General features: G+C 63.4%; 20 protein-coding genes. 12 read left to right on the top strand and 8 right to left on the bottom strand.

Annotation, left to right across the window (positions count from 1 at the left end):
- Positions 1–98: 98 nt before the first annotated feature.
- Positions 99–1,031 (top strand): serine O-acetyltransferase EpsC, encoded by a 933-nt coding sequence (gene epsC / locus QN085_RS24640; protein WP_023660881.1) that lies wholly within the window; start codon positions 99–101, stop codon positions 1,029–1,031.
- A 322-nt stretch (positions 1,032–1,353) separates the two neighbouring features.
- The gene (gene betT, locus QN085_RS24635; RefSeq protein ID WP_164842874.1) at positions 1,354–3,315 is read left to right on the top strand and encodes a choline transporter BetT; all 1,962 of its coding nucleotides are present in this window, start codon (positions 1,354–1,356) and stop codon (positions 3,313–3,315) included.
- 108 nt (positions 3,316–3,423) lie between these two features.
- Here the strand turns inward: betT and tauD are convergent, their stop codons facing one another.
- The 4 genes from tauD to tauA are packed head-to-tail and all read right to left on the bottom strand — an operon-like array spanning position 3,424 to position 6,929.
- Entirely contained in the window at positions 3,424–4,257 is an 834-nt protein-coding gene (gene tauD, locus QN085_RS24630) for a taurine dioxygenase (RefSeq protein WP_015268590.1), read from the bottom strand.
- Positions 4,258–4,305: 48 nt separating this feature from the next.
- Positions 4,306–5,145, bottom strand: coding sequence for a taurine ABC transporter permease TauC (tauC, locus tag QN085_RS24625; RefSeq protein WP_023660882.1), 840 nt, complete (start codon positions 5,143–5,145; stop codon positions 4,306–4,308).
- Entirely contained in the window at positions 5,142–5,930 is a 789-nt protein-coding gene (tauB, locus tag QN085_RS24620; protein WP_023660883.1) for a taurine ABC transporter ATP-binding subunit, read from the bottom strand. The genes tauC and tauB overlap by 4 nt, the downstream gene beginning before the upstream one ends.
- A 27-nt stretch (positions 5,931–5,957) precedes the next feature.
- Positions 5,958–6,929, bottom strand: coding sequence for a taurine ABC transporter substrate-binding protein (tauA, locus tag QN085_RS24615; RefSeq protein ID WP_041506346.1), 972 nt, complete (start codon positions 6,927–6,929; stop codon positions 5,958–5,960).
- A 508-nt stretch (positions 6,930–7,437) separates the two neighbouring features.
- On the opposite strand from tauA, the gene QN085_RS24610 reads away from it, so the two are divergent.
- The 8 genes from QN085_RS24610 to QN085_RS24575 all read left to right on the top strand — a co-directional run bounded on the left by QN085_RS24610 (position 7,438) and on the right by QN085_RS24575 (position 14,591).
- Positions 7,438–8,772 (top strand): OprD family porin, encoded by a 1,335-nt coding sequence (locus tag QN085_RS24610; protein WP_041506347.1) that lies wholly within the window; start codon positions 7,438–7,440, stop codon positions 8,770–8,772.
- 165 nt (positions 8,773–8,937) lie between these two features.
- Positions 8,938–9,576, top strand: a complete 639-nt coding sequence (locus QN085_RS24605) for a peroxiredoxin (protein ID WP_015268594.1) — start codon at positions 8,938–8,940, stop codon at positions 9,574–9,576.
- A gap of 289 nt (positions 9,577–9,865) precedes the next feature.
- The gene (gene ssuE, locus QN085_RS24600) at positions 9,866–10,459 is read left to right on the top strand and encodes an NADPH-dependent FMN reductase (protein ID WP_023660885.1); all 594 of its coding nucleotides are present in this window, start codon (positions 9,866–9,868) and stop codon (positions 10,457–10,459) included.
- A gap of 84 nt (positions 10,460–10,543) precedes the next feature.
- Positions 10,544–11,509 carry a sulfonate ABC transporter substrate-binding protein gene (locus tag QN085_RS24595; RefSeq protein ID WP_023660886.1) on the top strand — a complete coding sequence of 322 codons (966 nt, stop codon included), beginning with the start codon at positions 10,544–10,546 and terminating at the stop codon, positions 11,507–11,509.
- Between the two features lie 60 nt (positions 11,510–11,569).
- Entirely contained in the window at positions 11,570–12,718 is a 1,149-nt protein-coding gene (ssuD, locus tag QN085_RS24590; protein WP_013970448.1) for an FMNH2-dependent alkanesulfonate monooxygenase, read from the top strand.
- A gap of 10 nt (positions 12,719–12,728) precedes the next feature.
- Entirely contained in the window at positions 12,729–13,526 is a 798-nt protein-coding gene (gene ssuC / locus QN085_RS24585; RefSeq protein ID WP_041506348.1) for an aliphatic sulfonate ABC transporter permease SsuC, read from the top strand.
- Entirely contained in the window at positions 13,523–14,335 is an 813-nt protein-coding gene (gene ssuB, locus QN085_RS24580) for an aliphatic sulfonates ABC transporter ATP-binding protein (RefSeq protein WP_013970450.1), read from the top strand. The genes ssuC and ssuB overlap by 4 nt, the downstream gene beginning before the upstream one ends.
- Before the next feature lie 40 nt (positions 14,336–14,375).
- A complete protein-coding gene (locus QN085_RS24575; RefSeq protein WP_003255829.1) occupies positions 14,376–14,591 on the top strand; it encodes a TOBE domain-containing protein in 216 nt (71 codons plus the stop codon).
- Positions 14,592–14,730: 139 nt separating this feature from the next.
- On the opposite strand, the gene QN085_RS24570 is transcribed toward QN085_RS24575, so the two are convergent.
- The 4 genes from QN085_RS24570 to QN085_RS24555 all read right to left on the bottom strand — a co-directional run bounded on the left by QN085_RS24570 (position 14,731) and on the right by QN085_RS24555 (position 19,801).
- Positions 14,731–15,363: a TetR/AcrR family transcriptional regulator gene (locus QN085_RS24570; RefSeq protein WP_023661254.1), complete on the bottom strand. Its 633-nt coding sequence runs from the start codon at positions 15,361–15,363 to the stop codon at positions 14,731–14,733.
- Positions 15,363–16,940, bottom strand: coding sequence for a glutamate--cysteine ligase (gene gshA, locus QN085_RS24565; RefSeq protein ID WP_164842883.1), 1,578 nt, complete (start codon positions 16,938–16,940; stop codon positions 15,363–15,365). Before gshA ends, QN085_RS24570 begins: the two co-directional genes overlap by 1 nt.
- A 153-nt stretch (positions 16,941–17,093) precedes the next feature.
- Complete coding sequence (locus QN085_RS24560) at positions 17,094–17,477, bottom strand: PaaI family thioesterase (protein WP_003257433.1); 384 nt, start codon at positions 17,475–17,477, stop codon at positions 17,094–17,096.
- Positions 17,477–19,801, bottom strand: coding sequence for a Tex family protein (locus QN085_RS24555; RefSeq protein ID WP_015268601.1), 2,325 nt, complete (start codon positions 19,799–19,801; stop codon positions 17,477–17,479). The genes QN085_RS24560 and QN085_RS24555 overlap by 1 nt, the downstream gene beginning before the upstream one ends.
- Before the next feature lie 217 nt (positions 19,802–20,018).
- Between QN085_RS24555 and ompR the strand changes: the two genes are divergently transcribed.
- Together ompR and QN085_RS24545 are read left to right on the top strand one after the other, a co-directional pair.
- Positions 20,019–20,759, top strand: a complete 741-nt coding sequence (gene ompR / locus QN085_RS24550; RefSeq protein WP_012270052.1) for an osmolarity response regulator transcription factor OmpR — start codon at positions 20,019–20,021, stop codon at positions 20,757–20,759.
- A 13-nt stretch (positions 20,760–20,772) separates the two neighbouring features.
- On the top strand, positions 20,773–22,086 hold the full coding sequence (locus tag QN085_RS24545; RefSeq protein ID WP_013970454.1) for an ATP-binding protein: 1,314 nt from the start codon (positions 20,773–20,775) through the stop codon (positions 22,084–22,086).
- Positions 22,087–22,252: the final 166 nt, after the last annotated feature.

The raw sequence follows: 22,252 nt of genomic DNA, 5'->3' as shown, positions 1-22,252 counted from the left end.
GCATCGAAACCTGTGCAGTCCCTGTAGGAGCGGGTTTACCCGCGAAGAGGCCTGGCCTGGCGATAAAAATAGTTGGCCTCTTCAGGCAGGAGAAAACCGTGAGCGAACAACCTTCATCCGGGCACTGGCAGTTGCAGAGCATCGTCACCGGCCTGCGCGGCGCCCGTGAACAATGGCGCACCCGCAATGGCCGCAGCAGCGGCGAGCAGGGCGGGCGTGAGCTGCCTTCGCGCGAAGCGATGCGGCACATCCTGGAGCAACTGTGCGGCGCACTGTTCCCCATGCGCCTTGGCCCGGTCGACCTGCGCGAAGAAAGCGAAGACTTCTACGTCGGCCATACGCTGGATGCCGCCCTGACCGCCTTGCTGGCCCAGGCCCGCCTGGAGCTGCGCTACGCCGCACGACAACGCAAGGGCGAACTGGCCGGCGTCGATGCCCATGCGCTGAGCCTGGTGCAGGGATTCGCCGCCGCCCTGCCGGGGCTGCGCGTGCTGCTGGACACAGACGTGCTGGCCGCCTATCACGGCGACCCGGCTGCGCGCAGTGTCGATGAAGTGCTGCTGTGCTACCCGGGCATCCTGGCGATCATCCACCATCGCCTGGCGCACCATCTGTACCAGGCCGGCCTGCCGCTGCTGGCGCGGATCAGCTCGGAGCTGGCGCATTCGGCCACTGGGATCGATATTCACCCCGGGGCGCAGATCGGCCCGAGCTTCTTCATCGACCACGGTACCGGCGTGGTGATCGGCGAAACCGCGATCATCGGCGAGCGTGTGCGCATCTACCAGGCGGTGACCCTGGGCGCCAAGCGCTTCCCCAGCGATGAATCGGGCACCCTGCACAAGGGCCTGCCACGCCACCCGATCGTCGAGGACGATGTGGTGATCTATGCGGGGGCCACGGTGCTGGGGCGGATCACCATCGGCAAAGGCTCGACCATTGGCGGTAATGTGTGGCTGACCCGCAGTGTGCCGCCCGAAAGCAACATTACCCAGGCCAACCTGCAGCTGGATTGCCAGGACAAGAACTGATCTGGCATTTCATTGGCCTGTACCGGCCACTTCGCGGGTAAACCCGTTCCCACAGATTCTGAATCTTGTGCAGTACCTGTAGGAGCGGGTTTACCCGCGAAAGGGCCGGAACATGAGGGCACCAATCAGCGCCCCAATTCGCATTGAAATCCGATCCATGTTTAACTTGAACGCTTGTTCAATGAAAAAACGCTGGTCCGCTGCCGGTGTTCAACAGGAGGATTCCTTTGCTGAACCCGTTCATTCCGAGCCTTACGTCATTCGACGAGGTGCGCCCCCAATGAGTGCACCGACCCCTTCCCTTGCCAATGGCAAGATCCGCATGAACCCCCCCGTGTTCTATTTCGCGGCAAGTTTCATCCTCATCTTCGGCCTCGTGGTCATTTCCTATCCGCAAGCAGCAGGCGACTGGTTGCTGGCGGCGCAGAACTGGGCGGCCAACACGGTCGGCTGGTACTACATGCTGGCGATGACGCTGTATCTGGTCTTCGTGGTGGTCACCGCCTTGTCCGGCTACGGCAAGATCAAGCTCGGTGCCGACCACGACGAACCCGAGTTCAGCTACCTGTCGTGGGCCGGCATGCTGTTCGCCGCCGGCATCAGCATCACCTTGTTCTTCTTCTGCGTGTCCGAACCCCTGACCCACATGCTGCAGCCGCCCCAGGGCGAAGCGGGCACGGCCGAGGCCGGGCGTCAGGCGATGCAGATCCTGTTTCTGCACTGGGGCCTGCATGGCTGGGGGGTGTTCGCCTTCGTCGGCATGGCCCTGGCCTACTTCGCCTATCGGCACAACCTGCCGCTGGCCTTGCGATCGGCGTTGTACCCGCTGATCGGCAAGCGCATCAACGGGCCGATCGGTTATGCAGTGGACGGCTTCGGCATCATCGCAACGGTGTTCGGCCTGGGTGCCGATATGGGTTTTGGCGTGCTGCACCTGAACGCCGGCCTCGACTACCTGTTCGGCATCGACCACAGCCAGTGGGTGCAAGTGCTGCTCATCACCCTGATGATGGGCGCGGCGGTGGCCGTGGCGGTCGCCGGGGTGGAGAAGGGCGTGCGGGTGATGAGCGACATCAACCTGTTCCTGGCCTGCGCGCTGCTGCTGTTCGTATTGTTCGCCGGGCCTACCCAGCACCTGTTCAACACGCTGATCCAGAACCTCGGCGATTACCTGGGTGCCTTGCCGCGCAAGAGCTTCGACGTTTATGCCTACGGCGAGAACCGCGACTGGCTGGGCGGTTGGACGGTGTTCTACTGGGCCTGGTGGATTGCCTGGGCGCCGTTCGTGGGCCTGTTCATCGCCCGCATCTCCCGTGGCCGCACCATCCGCGAGTTCGTCTTTGGCGTGCTGTTGATTCCGCTGGGCTTCACCTTGGCGTGGATGTCGATCTTCGGCAACAGTGCCCTGGACCAAGTCATCAACCACGGTATGACAGCGTTGGGCCAGTCGGCGCTGGATAACCCGTCGATGAGCCTGTACCTGCTGCTGGAGACCTACCCCTGGAGCAAGACGGTGATCGCCGTGACGGTGTTCATCAGCTTTGTGTTCTTCGTCACCTCGGCCGATTCGGGCACCGTGGTGCTGTCGACCTTGTCGGCCAAGGGCGGTGATGCGGACGAGGATGGGCCGAACTGGCTGCGTATCTTCTGGGGGGCGATGACCGCGCTGATCACCAGCGCGCTGCTGTTCGCCGGCAGCATCGACTCGCTGAAGTCGGCGGTGGTGCTGACCTCATTGCCGTTCTCGCTGATCCTGCTGTGCATGATGTGGGGGCTGCACAAGGCGTTCTACCTGGAGTCGCAACGGCAGATCGCGCAGATGCATTCGCTGGCCCCGTTCGCCCAGTCACGCCGCGGCCGTGGTGGCTGGCGCCAGCGCCTGAGCCAGGCGGTGCACTTCCCGTCGCGTGATGAGGTGTACCGCTTCATGGACGACGTGGTGCGCCCGGCAATTGCCGATGTGCGTGAAGTGTTCGAGCAGAAGGGCCTGGTGCTGATTACCCAGGACGACCCGAGCCACGACAACGTCAGCCTGAAGATTGGCCATGGCGAGGAACAGCCGTTCATTTACCAGGTGCAGATGCGTGGCTATTTCACGCCATCGTTCGCCCTGGCTGGGCTGGGTACTCAGGAATTGAAGAACCGCCGCTACTACCGGGCGGAGGTGCACCTGAGCGAAGGCAGCCAGAACTATGACCTGGTGGGCTACAGCAAGGAGCAGATCATCAACGACATCCTCGACCAGTACGAAAGGCACATGCAGTTTCTGCATCTGGTCAGGTAATAACCTGTACCGGCCTCTTCGCGGGTATAACACTGGCTTCAATACCGGTGCGGTACCTGTGGGAGCGGGTTTACCCGCGAAGAGGCCGGCACTGCTGATGCATCTCTATCAGAAGGGCGCATCCCCGAGGATGGTCGCCCGATGCATCACCCGCCGGTTCGGCCGGTAGTCATCCACCGCAAAATGCTGGGTCACGCGGTTGTCCCAGAACGCCACGTCATTCTCCTGCCACCGCCAGCGAATGCTGAACTCCGGCCGCGTCGCATGGGCGAACAGCAGTTTCAACAGTGCCTCGCTTTCCAGTTCGCCCAGCTCATTGATGCGCGTGGTGAACCCCTCATTGACGAACAGCGCCTTGCGCCCGCTCACCGGATGCGTGCGCACCACCGGGTGCGACAGCGGCGGGTTGTTCCGCCGGGTTGCTTCCCAGCGCGCCAGGTCTTCCGGCGTGGTACCAAAGCGCTCCAGCGGGAACGACTTGGTGAAGTCATGGGTGGCTGTCAGCCCGTCGAGCATCTCGCGCAGCGGCGCCGACAAGGCTTCGAAGGCAGCGATGCCGCTGGCCCAAAGGGTGTCGCCGCCGTAGGCCGGCAACTGCTTGGCGCTGAGTACCGCGCCCAGGGCCGGGGTCGGCAGGAAGGTCACATCGGTGTGCCACACGGCGTTGTCGCGCACATCGGTCACCGCCGTGTCGAGGATAAGCACCTGCGGGGTTTCCGGCACGTTGGGGTAGATAGGGTGGATGTGCAGGTCGCCGAAGCGGGCGGCAAACCGCGCCTGCTGCTGCGGGTTGATCGGCTGGTCGCGGAAGAACAGCACCTGGTGCTGCAGCAGTGCCTGCTCGATGGCGTCTCGTTCTTCGACGGTGATATCGCGGCTGATGTCCACGCCGCTGATCTGGGCGCCGAGCGCCGGGCTGAGGGGGGTGATGGTCAGGCTCATGTCGGTCTCTTCAATCAGGCGCCAGGCTGCTGGCGTGGTCAACAGGATTCAGTGGCTCTGCCCGTGCCAAGGCACCAGTTTGCGTTGCAGGGCACGCAGGCTCATTTCCAGTGCGAAGGCGATCAGGGCGATCAGCAAAATCCCCAGCACCACCACATCGGTAACCAGGAACTGCGCCGCCGACTGCACCATGAAGCCCAGGCCGCTGGTGGCGGCGATCAGCTCGGCGGCCACCAGGGTCGACCAGCCAACCCCCAGGCCAATGCGGATGCCGGTGAGGATGTCGGGCAGGGCGCTGGGCAGGATCACGTGGCGGATCAGCTGGGCCTTGGTCGCGCCCAGTGACTGCGCTGCACGCAGTTTGGCCGGGTCGACAGTGCGCACGCCGGTAGCGGTGGCAATGGCGATGGGGGCGAAGATTGCCAGATAGATCAGCAGCACCTTGGACAGCTCGCCGATGCCGCACCAGATGACGATGAGCGGCAGGTAGGCCAGCGGCGGGATCGGCCGGTAGAACTCGATCAGCGGGTCGAGAATGCCGCGGGCCACGCGGTTGTAGCCGATGGCGATACCCACCGGGATGGCGGTGAGGGTGGCGGCAAGCAGGGCCACGCCGATGCGCCCCAGGCTGGCACCCAGGTGCTGCCACAGGCTGGCATCCATATAGCCTTGGGTCAGCAGGGTCCCGGCCTTGGCCAGGATGTCGGCGGGCGAGGGCAGGAATAGCGGCTCGATCCAGCCGGCCGCGGTCACCAGCCACCAGGCCAACAGCAGGCTGGCCAGGGTCAGGGTGCTGATCCAGCGGGTGGGCAGGGGGCGGCGCAGCTTGGTGGCTGGCCGGGGTTGGGTATTGCGCTTGCCGGTGACCGGCAGGTCCAGGCTGCTCATGCGCGCTCCTGCAGGCTTTGGCGTTGAGAGAACACCCGCGCAAGTACGTGCTCGCGGGTTTCGATAAAAGCCGGGTCGGACTTGATAGCCCGCGCCGATTCACCCGCTGCGTAGCGCTGGCCGAAGTCCAGTTGCAGGCGCTCCACCACGCGCCCCGGGTTGGGCGCCAGCAGTACCAGTTCACTGGCGAGGAACACGGCTTCTTCGATGTCGTGGGTAATCAGGAACACCGGCTTGGCGGTGCGTTGCCATACCTGCAGCAACAACTCCTGCATTTGCTCGCGGGTGAAGGCATCAAGTGCGCCGAACGGTTCGTCCATCAGCAACACTCGTGGATCGGCTGCCAACGCCCGGGCCAGGCCAACACGCTGCTTCTGGCCACCGGACAATTGCCAGATACGCCGTTCGCCAAAGCCGTCGAGGTCCACCAGGGCCAGCATTTCGCGGGCCTTGGCCTCACGCTCGGCGCGTGGCACGCCGGCCAGTTCCAGGCCGAATGCGACGTTGCCCAGCACGTTCTGCCAGGGCAGCAGCGCATCGTCCTGGAACACTACGCCGCGCTCGGCGCCTGGGCCCTGGACGGGCACGCCGTCCAGGGTGATGCGCCCGCCGCTGGGGGCGACGAAGCCTGCGATGAGGTTGAGCAGCGAGGTCTTGCCACTGCCGGAAGGACCCAGGGCCACCAGCAGTTGGCGCGGCCCCAGGCTCAGGTTGATGTCGGCCAGTACCGGGGTTTCGGCACCGGGGTACTGTGCGCTGATGCGCTCCAGTTCGAGCAAGGCCATGGCAGGCTCCGGTCGGTTTCTACAGGCTTAGTTGGGGAGGTACTTGGCGCTGACGTAGGGCGAGTAGTCCGGCAGCACCGCGTCGACCTTGCCTTGCTGCTTGAGGAAGGTGGCCGTGTCGGTCAGCGCCTGGGTGGTCGGTGCGCCCAGTGCATTGGCCTGGTCGGCGGCCAGCGGGTAGACGTTGCCCTGCAGCAGCACCGGGATGTCGGCAGGCTTGGCGCCAGACAGTTTGGCCAGCTTGCTCACGTTGTCGGGATTGGCCAGCCAGGCTTGCGGGTTCTTGCGGTAGTCGGCGTAGGCGTCGAGGGTGACCTTGGCGAAGGCCTTGACCACGTCGGGGTGCTTGGCGGCGAAGTCCTTGCGCACGATCCATGCGTCGAAGGTCGGTGCGCCTTTCTCGGCCAGCTCGCCGGAGGTGATCAGCACCTTGCCGTTTTCCTTGGCCACACCCAGGGCCGGGTCCCAGACGTAGGTGGCATCGATGTCGCCGCGCTTCCAGGCGGCAATGATTGCCGGTGGCGCCAGGTTGAGGATCTGCACCTTGGCTGGGTCGATGTTCCAGCTCTTCAGCGCGGCCAGCAGGCTGTAGTGGCCGGTGGAGACGAAAGGCACGGCGACTTTCTTGCCGACCAGGTCTTGCGGAGTCTTGATGCTGTCGCGGGCGACCAGTGCTTCACCGGCGCCAATCTGCGTGGCGATCAGGAAGGTCTCTACCGGCAGCTTGCGGGAGGCTGCGGCGGCCAGCGGGCTGGAGCCCAGGTAGCCGATCTGCACATCGCCGCTGGCTACGGCGGTGATCACGTCGGCGCCGTTATCGAATTTGCGCCAGTCGATGCTGGCCTTGCTGGCTTTTTCGTAATCGCCATCGACCTGCGCCACCTTGGCCGGGTCGACGGTGGTCTGGTAGGCCACGGTCAGATCAGCAGCCTGGGCCAACCAGCTGGCGCTGGCGAGGGTCAGGGCGGCGAACAGGCGCAGCGGGGCGTGCGGGATCATGGTGAACCTCTCGTCAGGCAATCGGTGTGGTGGATGACGAGAAGGCTAATTGATCTAAGAAATGTAAAATAAATAACTTTTTTGCATTAGCTTAGGAGCCAATGGTTTGAGACGCGTTAACAGGGAAACGCTGTGATTTCGCTCAATGGTGAAATCCGAGAGTGCTGCTAGGCTTTTTCGTCCCGATAGAACGATACGGAATTAGGTTATGAGCAAACGTTTGCAAATAACTATTGGTTATGAAAAGAATGCTGCTTCTAACGAATAGCAGTAATAATTCCTAACATATTCTTTAAAAATCTTACCAATTCATAAAACGGTCATTTTGGATTTATAGGATTGTCATTATCCTGTAGCGCAGCTGGCGTCTTAGACCAAAGTCGCGAAACGTTTAGAAACGATTGACTTTACGGTCACGCTTTGGGACTAAATCGCCAATCCACGGTGAGCGGGGCAGCAGATCCCGCCACCAGAGATACACAAGAATTAGAACGTAGAGGAGCAAAACATGTACAAGTCCAGCCTGGCCCTGGCCGTGGCACTGGGGGTTCTCGCCCAACAAGCAGGCGCTGCCGGTTTCGTTGAAGACAGCAAGCTGTCGCTCAGCTCGCGCACCATGTACTTCAACGATGACAACCGCGAAAGCGGTATCGACCAGAAAGAAAGCGGTCAGGGCTTCAAGCTCGACTACCTGTCTGGTTTCACCGAAGGCACCGTAGGTTTTGGTGTCGACGTCCAGGCTTTGTGGGGCATTCACCTGGATGGTGGCCGTGGTAGCCGTCCAGATGCCAACAACACCTTCTTCCCAAGCGACTCCGATGGTTCGGCAGTTCACGACTGGGCACGCATTGGTGGAAACGCCAAGGCTCGCTTCTCCAAGACCGAGGTTCACTACGGTAGCGCCCTGGCGCCTATGCTGCCGATCCTGGTCTCCAACGACGGCCGTCTGCTGCCGCAGACCTTCGAGGGTGGCACCCTCCAGTCGAAGGAAATCGACAACCTGACCTTCAACGCAGGTCAACTGACCCACGCCATGGGTCGTGCTTCGAGCAACCGTACCGGTCTTTCCGTTTCTGGCGCCTTCCGCGACAGCAACAAGTTCCAGTTCGCCGGTGGTGACTACAAGCTCACTCCCGACCTGACCCTGCAGTACTACTACTCGAACCTGGAAGACTTCTACAAGCAGCACTTCCTGGGTGCTACCCACGTCTTCAAGATCGCCGACAACCAGTCGTTCAAGACCGACCTGCGCTACTTCGATAGCCGCAGCGACGGCAAGAATGGCGAGACCGGTTACGCCTTCGACAACAACGGTGGCTACGCGAAGAACACAGGCGAGGTCGACAACAAGACCTGGAGCGCCATGTTCACATACACCCTGGGTGGCCATGCGCTGATGGTCGGTCACCAGCAGGTAGGTGACGATGGTGGTTTCGTCTGGCTGAACCAAGGTAGTGTCCGCAAGGACGGCTCCACTTCGTCGCTGGAAGGCAATGGCGGCTCGAGCTTCTACCTGTTCACCGACAGCATGATCAACCAGTTCGCTCGTGCCGGTGAGAACACCACCTTCGGTCAGTACTCCTATGACTTCGCGTCCCTGGGCGTTCCAGGCCTGAAGGCTTCGGTGGCCTACCTGCGTGGTGACGACATCCGCAACAAGTCGGGCGACGGCAGCTACAACGAATGGGAACGTGACGCACGCGTCGACTACACCCTGCAGCAAGGCACTCTCAAAGGCCTGGGCTTCAGCCTGCGTCAGGGTGTTTACCGTGGTAGCGGCGAAAGCATCGGGGACAAAGACCAGACTCGCTTCATCGTGAACTACACTTACAACTTCCTGTAAGCCGTAGCTGAACAAGAAGCCTCGCCTAGTGCGAGGCTTTTTTGTGTCTGCAATTTCATGTGTATTTTGGTTATAAACAAATCAGTATTTATTCTTTTTGTTTTTAATCGAATGCAGGCACATTGAACCCACACGGTACAGAACCCAGCACAGGAGCCGCAGCCCATGAGCCTAAAACTCGGCGATATCGCCCCCGATTTCGAACAGGATTCCAGCGAAGGCAAGATCCGCTTCCACGAGTGGCTGGGCAACAGCTGGGGGGTGTTGTTCTCTCACCCAGCCGACTTCACCCCGGTGTGCACCACCGAGCTGGGCCTTACCGCCAAGCTGAAGGACGATTTCGCCAAACGTGGGGTCAAGGCCATCGCCCTGTCGGTGGACCCGGTCGATTCGCACCACCGCTGGATCGATGACATCAACGAAACCCAGAACACCGTGGTCAACTTCCCGATCATTGCCGACGCCGACCGCAAGGTGTCCGACCTGTACGACCTGATCCACCCGAACGCCAGCGACACCCTGACCGTGCGCTCGCTGTTTGTCATCGACCCGAACAAGAAGGTGCGCCTGACCATCACCTACCCGGCCAGTACCGGGCGCAACTTCAACGAAATCTTGCGGGTGATCGACTCGCTGCAGCTGACCGACAACCACAAGGTCGCCACGCCAGGTAACTGGCAGGACGGTGACGACGTGGTAATCGTGCCCTCGCTGAAGGACGAGGAAGAGATCAGGCAGCGTTTCCCCAAAGGTTACCGGGCGGTCAAACCCTATCTGCGGCTGACCCCGCAGCCCAATCGTTAAAGGATTCCTCGTTGCATTGCTCTTAGCCAAAGCAGGGATATTCGGGCCGTTTCGACGGCCCTTTTTTATGCCTGCTGAAACCGCGTTGGCTTCTTCGCGGGTAAACCCGCTCCCACAGGGATAGCGCAAGTCTCAGGCCTTGTGCGGTCCCTGTGGGTGCGGGTTTACCCGCGAAAGTGCCAAAACACTTTTTTGATAAAAATGGAATAAACAAATGAAAAAATATGATTTCTAGATATATGTGGGGGCTGTTAATGTCACCTCCAACAGAACACAAGGAAGCGCTGCAATGCTGGTCGTCTCAATCGGTGGTAGCCCCAGTACCCGTTCACGCTCCGGCGTGCTGCTGGAGCGTTCTCGCCAGTGGCTGCAGGACCGTGGCGTCGAGGTAGTGACGTTCCAGGTACGTGACTTTCCCGCCGAAGACCTGCTGCACGCCCGATTCGACAGCCCGCAGGTGCAGCACTTCCAGCAGCTGGTGGCCCAGGCCGATGGCCTGATCGTCGCCACGCCGGTGTACAAGGCCTCGTTCGCCGGTGCCCTGAAAACCTTGCTCGACCTGCTGCCCGAACGCGCCCTGGCACACAAGATCGTGTTGCCGATCGCCACCGGCGGCAGCATCGCCCACATGCTGGCGGTGGATTACGCACTGAAACCTGTGCTGTCGGCACTCAAGGCGCAAGAGACCCTGCAAGGGATCTTCGCCGACGACAGCCAGGTCGCCTACGCAGAAGGCTCCAGGCCCGCGCAGCTGGTAGCGGCGCTGGAAGAACGCCTGCAGGACGCGCTGGAAACCTTCCACGTTGCACTAGCCCGCCGGCCGTGCCCCGTGGCGCCCGGCGTATTGAACCAACGCCTGATCAGCGCTCGCTGGAGCATCTGACCGGCCCAACCCGCTTCACCACCTTACTCGCCCGACAACGAGGCAAGCAGGTGCAACCCGAACCCACTCGCACAGGAGAGCGCCATGCGCACAGTCTTCTTGCGTCGCGGTCTGGTCGCCCTGTTTGCGGCGGCTGTGTCCTTCGGCGCCATCACCCAAGCCCAGGCCGAGAGCCTGCGTATCGGTTACCAGAAATACGGCACCCTGGTGCTGCTAAAGGCCAAGGGCACGCTGGAAAAGCGCCTGGCCGAGCAGGGCGTGCAGGTGCAATGGACCGAGTTCCCCGGCGGCCCGCAACTGCTTGAGGGGCTGAACGTCGGCTCCATCGATTTTGGCGTCACCGGTGAAACCCCGCCGGTGTTCGCCCAGGCCGCCGGTGCCGACCTGCTGTACGTCGCCTACGAGCCGCCAGCACCGCACAGCGAGGCGATCCTGGTGCCGAATGGCTCGCCGATCCAGTCGGTCAAAGACCTCAAGGGCAAGAAAGTCGCTCTCAACAAAGGCTCCAACGTTCACTACCTGCTGGTTCGCGCCCTGGAAGACGCCGGCCTGAAATACAGCGACATCCAGCCGGTGTACCTGCCCCCGGCCGACGCCCGCGCCGCCTTCGAGCGCGGCAGCGTGGACGCCTGGGTGATTTGGGACCCGTACCAAGCTGCCGCCGAGAAACAGCTTCAGGCTCATGCCCTGCGCGATGGCAAGGGCCTGGTCGACAACCATCAGTTCTACCTGGCCACCCGCAACTACGCGACCCAGCACCCGGCGGTGATCAACACCCTGATCGAAGAAGTGCGTGCCGTAGGTGAATGGTCCCAGGCCAACCCGCAGGAAGTGACCGACCAGGTCGCGCCGCTGCTCGGCCTGCCCGCCGATATCACCCTGACTTCGGTCAAGCGCCAAGGCTACGGTGCCGCGCCGCTCACCCCGGAAGTGGTGGCCGCGCAACAGAAGATCGCCGACACGTTCCAGGCACTGAAGCTGATTCCCAAGCCGCTGAGCATCAAGGACGTGATCTGGACACCCCCGGCCAAGGTCGCCAGTGCGCCTTGATTGATTCGCCTGCGCCGGGGCGGCGCCCTGGCTGAGCCCCCCCTTGAGGAGACAACTCCAATGAGCCTTGACATCTTCTGGTTTCTTCCTACCCACGGTGACGGCAAGTACCTGGGCACCTCCGATGGCGCCCGCGCAGTCGACCATGGCTACCTGCAGCAGATCGCCCAGGCGGCCGACCGGCTCGGCTTTGGTGGCGTGCTGATACCTACCGGGCGCTCCTGCGAGGACTCCTGGCTGGTCGCGGCATCGCTGATCCCGGTGACCCAGCGACTGAAGTTCCTGGTCGCCCTGCGCCCCGGGATCATTTCGCCGACCGTGGCGGCACGCCAGGCAGCAACCCTTGATCGCCTGTCCAACGGCCGCGCGCTGTTCAACCTGGTGACCGGTGGCGACCCGGACGAGTTGGCCGGTGACGGCCTGCACCTGAACCATCAGGAACGTTATGAAGCCTCTGTAGAGTTCACCCGTATCTGGCGCAAGGTGCTGGAAGGCGAGGTGGTCGACTACGACGGCAAGCACATCCAGGTGAAGGGCGCCAAGCTGCTCTACCCGCCGATCCAGCAACCACGCCCGCCACTGTATTTCGGTGGTTCCTCCGAAGCCGCACAGGACCTGGCCGCCGAGCAGGTCGAGCTGTACCTGACCTGGGGCGAGCCGCCGAGTGCGGTCGCTGAAAAAATCGCCCAGGTGCGTGAGAAAGCCGCTGCTCAGGGCCGCGAAGTGCGCTTCGGCATCCGCCTGCACGTGATCGTGCGGGAAACCAACGAAGAAGCCTGGGCCGCTGCCGACAAGCTCATCTCGCACCTGGACGACGACACCATCGCTCGTGCACAGGCCTCGCTGGCGCGCTTCGACTCGGTCGGCCAGCAACGCATGGCCGCCCTGCACAACGGCAACCGTGACAAGCTGGAGGTCAGCCCCAACCTGTGGGCCGGGGTCGGCCTGGTGCGTGGCGGTGCCGGTACCGCGCTGGTGGGGGATGGCCCGACCGTCGCGGCACGCGTCAAGGAATACGCCGAGCTGGGCATCGATACCTTCATCTTCTCCGGCTACCCGCACCTGGAAGAGTCGTACCGGGTGGCCGAGTTGCTGTTCCCGCACCTGGATGTGCAACGCCCGGAGCAAGCCAAGGCCGGCGGCTATGTGAGCCCGTTTGGCGAAATGGTGGCCAACGACATCCTGCCCAAGTCCGTTGCGCAGAGCTGAGGGCCAGGCCATGAGTCGTGCAACTTCCAACAACCTTGGCCAGCGCCTGGCGCCATGGGCGCTGCCGGTACTGCTGCTGGCTGCCTGGCAACTGGCGGTCAGCGCCGGCTGGCTGTCGACGCGCATCCTGCCCGCGCCCAGCGCCGTGGTCAGCGCCGGCGTCGAGCTGGTGCGCAGCGGCGAGATCTGGACCCACCTGGCCATCAGTGGCTGGCGTGCCGGGCTGGGCTTCGTCATCGGTGGCAGCATCGGCCTGGTGCTGGGTTTCATCACCGGCCTGTCGAACTGGAGCGAACGCCTGCTCGACAGCTCGGTGCAGATGATCCGCAACGTGCCGCACCTGGCGCTGATCCCGCTGGTGATCCTGTGGTTCGGTATCGACGAGTCGGCAAAGATCTTCCTGGTGGCGCTGGGCACGCTGTTCCCGATCTACCTGAACACCTATCACGGCATCCGCAACGTCGACCCGGCGTTGGTGGAAATGGCGCGCAGCTATGGCTTGTCCGGCTTCAGCCTGTTCCGCCAGGTGATCCTGCCCGGGGCATTGCCTTCGATCCTGGTAGGCGTGCGCTTTGCCCTGGGCTTCATGTGGCTGACCCTGATCGTTGCCGAAACCATTTCGGCCAATGCCGGCATCGGTTACCTGGCGATGAACGCCCGTGAGTTCCTGCAGACCGACGTGGTAGTGCTGGCCATCGTCCTGTATGCCGTGCTCGGCAAGCTTGCCGACCTCGCAGCCCGGGGCCTGGAGCGTGTGTGGCTGCGCTGGCACCCGGCCTATCAAGTGGCGAAGAAGGAGGGCGCATGACCGTACTCAAGGAACAGCCGCCACGCCTGCTGCGTGGCATCCCGCTGGCTTCCAGCGGCCTGCGCAAGACCTTTGGCCAGCGCGAAGTGCTGAAGGGGATCGAGCTGCATATTCCTGCCGGCCAGTTCGTCGCGATCGTCGGCCGTAGTGGCTGCGGCAAGAGCACCTTGCTGCGCCTGCTGGCCGGTCTCGACCAGCCCACTGCAGGCCAGTTGCTGGCCGGTGCCGCGCCGCTGGAACAGGCCCGCGAAGAAACCCGCCTGATGTTCCAGGACGCGCGCCTGCTGCCATGGAAGAAGGTGATCGACAACGTTGGCCTGGGCCTGTCTGGCGACTGGCGCCCGCGTGCGCTGGAAGCGTTGGAGTCGGTTGGCCTGGCCGATCGCGCCAATGAATGGCCGGCGGCTCTGTCGGGTGGCCAGAAGCAGCGTGTGGCCCTGGCCCGGGCGCTGATTCACCAGCCGCGCCTGCTGCTGCTGGACGAGCCGCTCGGTGCGCTGGATGCATTGACCCGTATCGAGATGCAGCAACTGATCGAACGCCTGTGGCGTCAGCACGGCTTCACCGTGTTGCTGGTTACCCACGATGTCAGCGAGGCAGTCGCCGTGGCTGACCGGGTGATCCTGATCGAGGACGGCGAAGTCGGGCTCGACCTCACTGTCGACCTGGCACGGCCTCGGGCGCGTGGTTCGCACCGCCTGGCCGCGCTGGAGAGCGAAGTGCTCAACCGTGTTCTGTCGGCACCGGGCGCTGCGCCCGAGCCGGATCCTGTAGCCCCTTTGCCCACGCAACTGCGTTGGGCGCACTGACTCACTTACCAGACTGAAGCCATAGAGAAGGAATCAAGTCATGACCATCAAAGCCATCAACGTTCGCAACCAGTTCAAAGGCACCGTGAAGGAAATCCTGGAAGGCCCGGTACTGTCGGAAATCGACGTGCAGACCGCCTCGGGCATCGTCACTTCGGTCATCACCACCCGCTCTGTGCGTGAGCTGGAGCTGCAGGTGGGCAGTGAAGTGATTGCCTTCGTGAAATCGACTGAAGTGTCCATCGCCAAGCTGTGATGGGTGTTGGCCATGGGGCTGCTTTGCAGCCCTTCGCGGGCACGCCCGCTCCCACAGGTTCTGCGCAGGTTTCAGGTTTTGCGCGGACCCTGTGGGAGCGGGCGTGCCCGCGAAGGGCCGCACAGCGGCCCCAATGATCTCAGCTGGAACGCTTCGCCAGAAATGGCGGTAGATACAACCCCAGATACGCCTCGAACACTCGCTTGCCTTCCTCGGCCATGCGCGGGGTGATCGCCTCATGCAGCTGCACCGACCGCGCATACACCCGGTCACTCAATTCCATGGCCAGGGCAAACACGTCCACATCCGCCGGCATCACCGGCAGATGAAAGTGCTGGTCGAACAACTTGTGCATCAAGTCGCCCAGTTCCATGTCGTGCTGCCGGTCGGCCTGCACCACTTCGCTCAGGCCATGCTGGGCCAGGATCAGTTGCCGCGCCGCCGCGTCCTCGTTGTAGATATCCAGCATGCGTTGCTCGATCAGCCGTGACAGTTCGTGCCAGGTGTTGAACGCACTGCTGTCGATCGGCGCGCTCAGCGCTTCCCGGAAGGCCCGGTGCACATCGGCCGTCAACGCCTCCAGCAGCGACGGCACACTGGCGAAGAAGTGGTACACCGACGACGGTGGTATCTGTGCGCGCTCGGCCACGCTGTAGATCGACAGGCTCGCCACCCCCAGCTCGGCCAGCAACTCGCGTGCAGCAGCCAGGATCGCCTCGATCCTGGCCTGGCTGCTGGCGCGCGGCTTGCGCGGGGTGGCAGTGCGGGTCATCAGTTGCTGATCGCCAGGATGCTGGCCTGGTAGGCGCCGACGAACAGGTCGAAGTCGCCGACTTCCTGCTGTTCCAGGCGCGACTGCTCGGCCAGCGAGTCGCGGGCGAGGGTTTCGAAGGCCTGCTGGCGCTCGACCGGCAGTGGCTGCTCGCGGAAGGTTTCGGCGTGGATGCGGCTCTGGCGCAGGGCGAACTTGACGAAGCTTTCGTTATGCTCGGTCATGCGCGCCAGCACTTGGGCCGACGGGGTCAGCGAGGCGTCGTCGACCTTGGCCTGCTGGGCATCCAGGGCATTGCCGTGCTCTGCACCGCCTTGCGCCTGGTCGAGCAGATCGGCCAGTGGCCGGATACGCTCGATCAGCTCGCTGGCCCAGGTCTTCAGGCCGATCGGCTGGCCATTGCGGCGCAGTTCCAGGCCCGGGCGCCGGCCTTCCTTGACCACGGTCAGGAAGTTGTTGGTGCACTGGCCGCATTCGCCGTTGTCCAGTTGCGGGCTGTCTTCCAGCGCGCAGAACAGCAGGAACGCGTCGAGGAAGCGCGCCTCGGTCAGGTCGATGCCCACCGGCAGGAACGGGTTGATGTCCAGGCAACGCACTTCCACGTACTGCACGCCGCGCGAGGTCAGGGCCTGGATCGGCCGCTCGCCGGTGTAGGTGACGCGCTTGGGGCGAATGTTCGAGTAGTACTCGTTTTCGATCTGCAGGATGTTGGTGTTCAGCTGTACCCACTCGCCATCCACGTGCGTGCCGACTTCGACGTAAGGCGGGTAGGGCGTGCCCACCGCCTTGCGCAGGCTGTCGGTGTAGCTGGCCAGGTTGTTGTAGCACGGCGTGAGGCCGGCCTGGGCGTTGCTCTGGTAGCCCAGGTCGCTCATGCGCAGGCTGGTGGCGTAGGGCAGGTACAGGGTTTCGGCGTCCAGCTCTTCGAGCTGGTGCGGGCGACCACGCAGGAAGCCTTTGTCCAGGGCCGGCGAGGCGCCGAACAAGTACATCAGCAGCCAGCTGTAGCGGCGGAAATTACGGATCAGCGCGATATAGGCCGACGACTGGTAGTCGCGGTCGCTTTCTCTGCCGCCTTCTGCGGAGCGCAGCAACGGCCACAGCGCTTCGGGCAGCGAGAAGTTGTAATGGATACCGGCGATGCACTGCATGGTGCGGCCGTAGCGCAGGGCCAGGCCCTTGCGGTAGACATGCTTGAGCTTACCGATGTTCGAGCTGCCGTACTCGGCGATCGGGATGTCCTCCTCGGCCGGCAGCGTGCAAGGCATCGACGGGCTCCACAGGTATTCGTCGCCCAGCTTGCTGTAGACGAAACGGTGGGTCTCTTCGAGGCTTTCCAGCACCTTGGCCGGGTCGGGAAGGGCCGGGGTGATGAACTCCAGCAGCGACTCGGAATAATCGGTGGTGATCTGCTCGTTGGTCAGCGCCGATCCCAGGGCTTGCGGATGCGGGGTCTGGGCCAGGCGACCTTCGTCGGTCACGCGCAGACATTCGCGCTCAATACCGTGCAGGCACTGCTTGAGCAGGGGAAGATTGGCGCCGAGCAGGCTCAGGCGGCGGTTGAGGAGGTCGCTCAAGATGTATTCCTTCACGCGTCAGTCGCCCCAATATGGGGGTAGAGATAACGGTCTACAAGGGTAGGAAGAAAGGAACTGGCGTTGTCGCCTGGTTAACGCGGATCCAGCAGTGCCAGCGCACTGCTGAAAATACCGCAGATAATGCTTGGTGAGCTAGAGAACCGCGAAGGTTCCTTGCGCTTTCGCCACCAGCTTGTCGCCCTGAACTACGTCGGCGTCGACCACCAGGGTGCGCCGCCCGGCGTGAAGCACACGGGCGGTGCACAGCACCTCGCCGTCACTGACGGCGCGCATGTAGTTGATCTTGCACTCGATGGTGACGCTTTGCTGGTCGAAGCCATGGCTGGCCGAGCAGGCCAGGCCCATGGCGATGTCCACCAGGCTGAAGATCGCCCCGCCGTGCAGCTTCTGGCCACGGTTGCGCAAGTGTGGCTCGAGCGCCAGGGCTACCTCGGCAACACCTGTTTCCAGGCGTTGCAGGCGGCAGCCGAGGAGCTGGCTGAAGGCGCTTTCGACGTATTCGCGTGGAACGTCCATCACTTCTTCTTCAGCTGCTTGGCGTTGGCGAACAGGGCGGCCATGGCGTTGTTGGCCGGTGCCGCAGTGGCGGTTTCGCGCTGGCGCGGCGCCTGCTGCTGGCGGTTGCCGCCATTGCCACGGTTACCACCGCGGTTGCCGTCCACCTTCTCGCCAGGGGTGTCGCTCATGCGCATGGACAGGCCGACACGCTTGCGCGGGATGTCCACTTCCATGACCTTGACCTTGACCACGTCGCCGGCCTTGACCGCTTCACGCGGGTCCTTGATGAACTTCTCCGACAGCGCCGAAATGTGCACCAGGCCGTCCTGGTGCACGCCGATGTCGACGAAGGCGCCGAAGTTGGTGACGTTGGTCACCACGCCTTCGAGGATCATGCCCGGTTCCAGGTCCTTGAGGTCTTCGACGCCGTCCTGGAAGGTGGCGGTCTTGAATTCGGGGCGTGGGTCGCGGCCAGGCTTGTCTAGTTCCTGCAGGATGTCGGTGACGGTCGGCAGGCCGAAGGTTTCATCGGTAAATTTCTTCGGGTCCAGGCGCTTGAGGAAGCTGCTGTCACCGATCAGCGAGCGGATGTCACGGCCGGTATCGGCGGCAATCCGTTGCACCAGCGGGTAGGCCTCGGGGTGCACCGCAGAGGCATCCAGCGGGTTGTCGCCGTTCATCACACGCAGGAAGCCGGCGGCTTGTTCAAAGGTTTTCTCACCCAGGCGGCTGACCTTTTTCAGTGCCGCGCGAGTGGCGAACGGGCCGTTGGCATCGCGGTGGGCGACGATGTTCTGCGCCAGGGTAGCGTTAAGGCCGGAGATGCGCGTCAGCAGGGCCACCGAGGCGGTGTTGACGTCCACGCCCACGGCGTTCACGCAGTCCTCGACCACGGCGTCCAGGCCGCGCGCCAGTTTCAGTTGAGACACGTCATGCTGGTACTGGCCGACACCGATGGATTTCGGGTCGATCTTCACCAGCTCGGCCAGCGGGTCCTGCAGGCGGCGGGCAATCGACACGGCGCCACGGATCGACACGTCCAGGTCCGGGAATTCGCGGGCGGCCAGTTCCGATGCGGAATACACCGAAGCGCCGGCCTCGGAAACCATGATCTTGGTGATCTTCAGCGCTGGGTACTTCTTGACCAGCTCCGCCACCAGCTTGTCGCTTTCGCGGCTGGCGGTGCCGTTACCGATGGCGATCAGCTCCACCGAGTGCTTGGCGCACAGCGCAGCCATGATCGAAATGGTGCGGTCCCAGTCGTTTTTCGGCGCGTGCGGGTAGACCGTGGTGTGGTCCAGCAACTTGCCTGTGGCATCGACCACAGCGATCTTGCAGCCGGTACGCAGGCCCGGGTCGAAGCCCAGGGTGGCGCGCGGGCCGGCCGGGGCGGCCAGCAGCAGGTCGTGCAGGTTGTGGGCGAACACATTGATCGCCTCGCCTTCGGCGTTGTCGCGCAGCTCGCCGAACAGGTCGGTTTCCAGGTGGGTGTACAGCTTGACCTTCCAGGTCCAGCGCACCACTTCGCCCAGCCACTTGTCGGCCGGGCGGTTGCGGTTCTCGATGCCGACGTGGTTGCCGATCATCAGTTCGCACGGGTGCAGGGTGCCGGGCAGTTCTTCGCCGACTTTCAGCGAGGCGCTCAGCACGCCTTCGTTACGCCCGCGGAAAATTGCCAGGGCGCGGTGCGACGGGGCGTTGCGCAGCAGTTCGTCATGGGCGAAGTAGTCGCGGAACTTGGCGCCTTCCTCTTCCTTGCCAGGCACGACGCGGGCGCTGAGCACCGACTCCTGCTTGAGGAAGCTGCGCAGCTTGTCGAGCAGGGCGGCGTCTTCGGCGAAGCGCTCCATGAGGATGTATTTGGCGCCTTCCAGCGCGGCCTTGACGTCGGCCACGCCCTTGTCGGCGTTGACGAAGCGTGCGGCTTCGCTTTCCGGGGCAAGGTCTGGGTTGTTGAACAGGCCGTCGGCCAGCTCGCCGAGGCCGGCTTCCAGGGCGATCTGGCCCTTGGTGCGGCGCTTCTGCTTGTACGGCAGGTACAGGTCTTCGAGGCGGGTCTTGGTATCGGCCAGCTTGATCTCGCGGGCCAGTTCCGGGGTCAGCTTGCCCTGCTCCTCGATGCTGGCCAGGATGCTGGCACGGCGCTCGTCGAGTTCGCGCAGGTAGCGCAGGCGCTCTTCCAGATGGCGCAGCTGGGTGTCGTCCAGGCTACCGGTCACTTCCTTGCGGTAGCGGGCGATGAAGGGCACGGTCGAGCCTTCGTCCAACAGGCCCACGGCCGCCTCGACCTGCTGGGGGCGTACGCCCAGTTCCTCGGCGATACGGCTGTTGATGCTGTCCATGTAAACCACCTGACATTTGTGAATACGGGGGTCGCCTGTGGGCCTGTCGCCCGGCGGCGCTGGATGAAAGCCGCGCATTATACCCATCGCAAACGGCTTGCGGTGATGGCGCCCGGCCAGCCGGAACTGGCGCCGGGGGAAAAATCTGCTAACAATGCTCACGCAACGTGCAGCAATGGCTACGCCATAATGCGCGGCGATATCAGAGGAGTTATTCATGACCGGCACGCCAAACACCGCTGAAGGTGACAAGATTCTCATCGTCGACGACGACCCGGGGCTGAGCAGCCTGCTGGAACGTTTCTTCACCAGCAAGGGCTACCGTGCCCGTGCGGTGCCCAACACCGAGCAGATGGACCGCCTGCTGCAGCGTGAGGTGTTCAACCTGGTGGTGCTCGACCTGATGCTGCCCGGCGAGGATGGCCTGTCGGCGTGCAAGCGCCTGCGCCAGCAGAACAACCAGATCCCGATCATCATGCTCACCGCCAAGGGTGACGAGCTCAGCCGTATCAAGGGCTTGGAGCTGGGCGCAGACGACTACCTGGGCAAGCCGTTCAACCCGGACGAGCTGATGGCCCGGGTCAAGGCCGTGCTGCGCCGCCAGGCACCGAGCGTGCCGGGTGCGCCGGGTAGCGAAGACGAGTCGGTCACCTTCGGCGACTACGAGCTGTCGCTGGCCACCCGCGAACTCAAGCGTGGCGACGAAGTGCACATGCTCACTACCGGCGAATTCGCCGTGCTCAAGGCGCTGGTGATGCACGCACGCGAGCCGCTGACCCGCGACAAGCTGATGAACCTGGCGCGTGGCCGCGAATGGGATGCGCTGGAACGCTCCATCGACGTGCAGATTTCGCGTCTGCGCCGCATGATCGAGCCGGACCCGTCCAAGCCGCGTTATATCCAGACCGTGTGGGGCGTGGGCTACGTGTTCGTGCCGGACGGAAACGCCGGTAAATGATGCCGCGCCGTCGATGAAAACACCGCTCTGGTTTCCGCAAAGTTTCTTCGCCCGCACCCTGTGGCTGGTGTTGATCGTCGTCCTGTTCTCCAAGGCGTTGACCCTGGTCTACCTGTTGATGAACGAGGACGTGTTGGTCGACCGTCAGTACAGCCACGGTGTTGCGCTGACCCTGCGCGCTTATTGGGCGGCCGACGAAGAAAACCGCGACAAGATCGCCGAAGCGGCAGGCCTTATCCGGGTTACCGGCTCGGGCGTGCCCGAGGGTGAGCAGCACTGGCCCTACAGCGAAATCTACCAACGGCAGATGCAGGCCGAGTTGGGTGAAGACACCGAGGTACGGCTGCGCATTCATGCGCCGCCGGCGTTATGGGTCAATGCGCCAAGCCTGGGGCCGGGCTGGTTGAAGGTACCGCTGTACCCGCACCCGCTGCGTGGGCAGAAGATCTGGAACGTGCTGGGTTGGTTCCTGGCCATCGGCCTGTTGTCCACAGCTTCGGCCTGGATCTTCGTGCGCCAGCTGAACCAGCCGCTCAAGCGCCTGGTGTTCGCCGCCCGGCAGCTGGGCCAGGGGCGCAGCGTGCGCCTGCCGATCAGCGATACGCCCAGCGAGATGACCGAGGTGTACAAGGCCTTCAACCAGATGGCCGAGGATGTCGAGCAGGCCGGGCGCGAGCGCGAGCTGATGCTGGCCGGGGTTTCCCACGACCTGCGCACACCGCTGACGCGCCTGCGCCTGTCGTTGTCGTTGCTGGACAGCGACAGCGAACTGAGTGACGACATGGTCCGCGATATCGAGGACATGGACGCGATCCTCGACCAGTTCCTGGCCTTTATCCGCGATGGGCGTGACGAGCCGGTTGAGGAGGTTGACCTGGCCGACCTGGTGCGCGAAGTGGTGGCGCCGTACAACCAGCCGGAAGAACGGGTGCGGTTGTGCCTGGAGCCGATCCCACCGTTCCCGCTGCGCCGGGTTTCGCTCAAGCGCATGCTGGGCAACCTGATCGGCAACGCCCTGCACCACGCCGGCAAAGGGGTCGAGGTGGCCGCCTATGTGTCGGGCGACGAGAGTGCGCCGTATGTGGTGCTGAGCGTGCTGGACCGCGGGACGGGGATCGACGAGTCGGAGCTGGAGACCATCTTCAACCCGTTCATTCGTGGTGACCGGGCCCGGGGGGGCAAGGGCACCGGGCTGGGGCTGGCGATCGTCAAGCGGATCGCGGCGCAGCATGGTGGGAATGTGGAGTTGCGCAATCGCTCTGGTGGCGGGATCGAGGCGCGGGTACGGTTGCCTTTGGGGCTGTTGCTACCGCGCAATGCCGTGTGATTGCCGGGGCCGCTTTGCGGCCCTTTCGCGACACAGGGCCGCTCCTACAGAGGATCGCGTAATCCTGGAGCGGCCTTGTGTCGCGAAAGGGGTGCGAAGCGCCCCCAGGATGTGTGCATCAAGCTGATATTGCTGGGGCCGCTTTGCGGCCCTATCGCGACACAAG

Source organism: Pseudomonas sp. M2(2023), assembly GCF_030263955.1.
In the GTDB taxonomy this organism is placed as follows: Bacteria; Pseudomonadota; Gammaproteobacteria; order Pseudomonadales; family Pseudomonadaceae; genus Aquipseudomonas; species Aquipseudomonas asiatica.
This window is presented reverse-complemented; position numbering and strand designations above follow the sequence as displayed.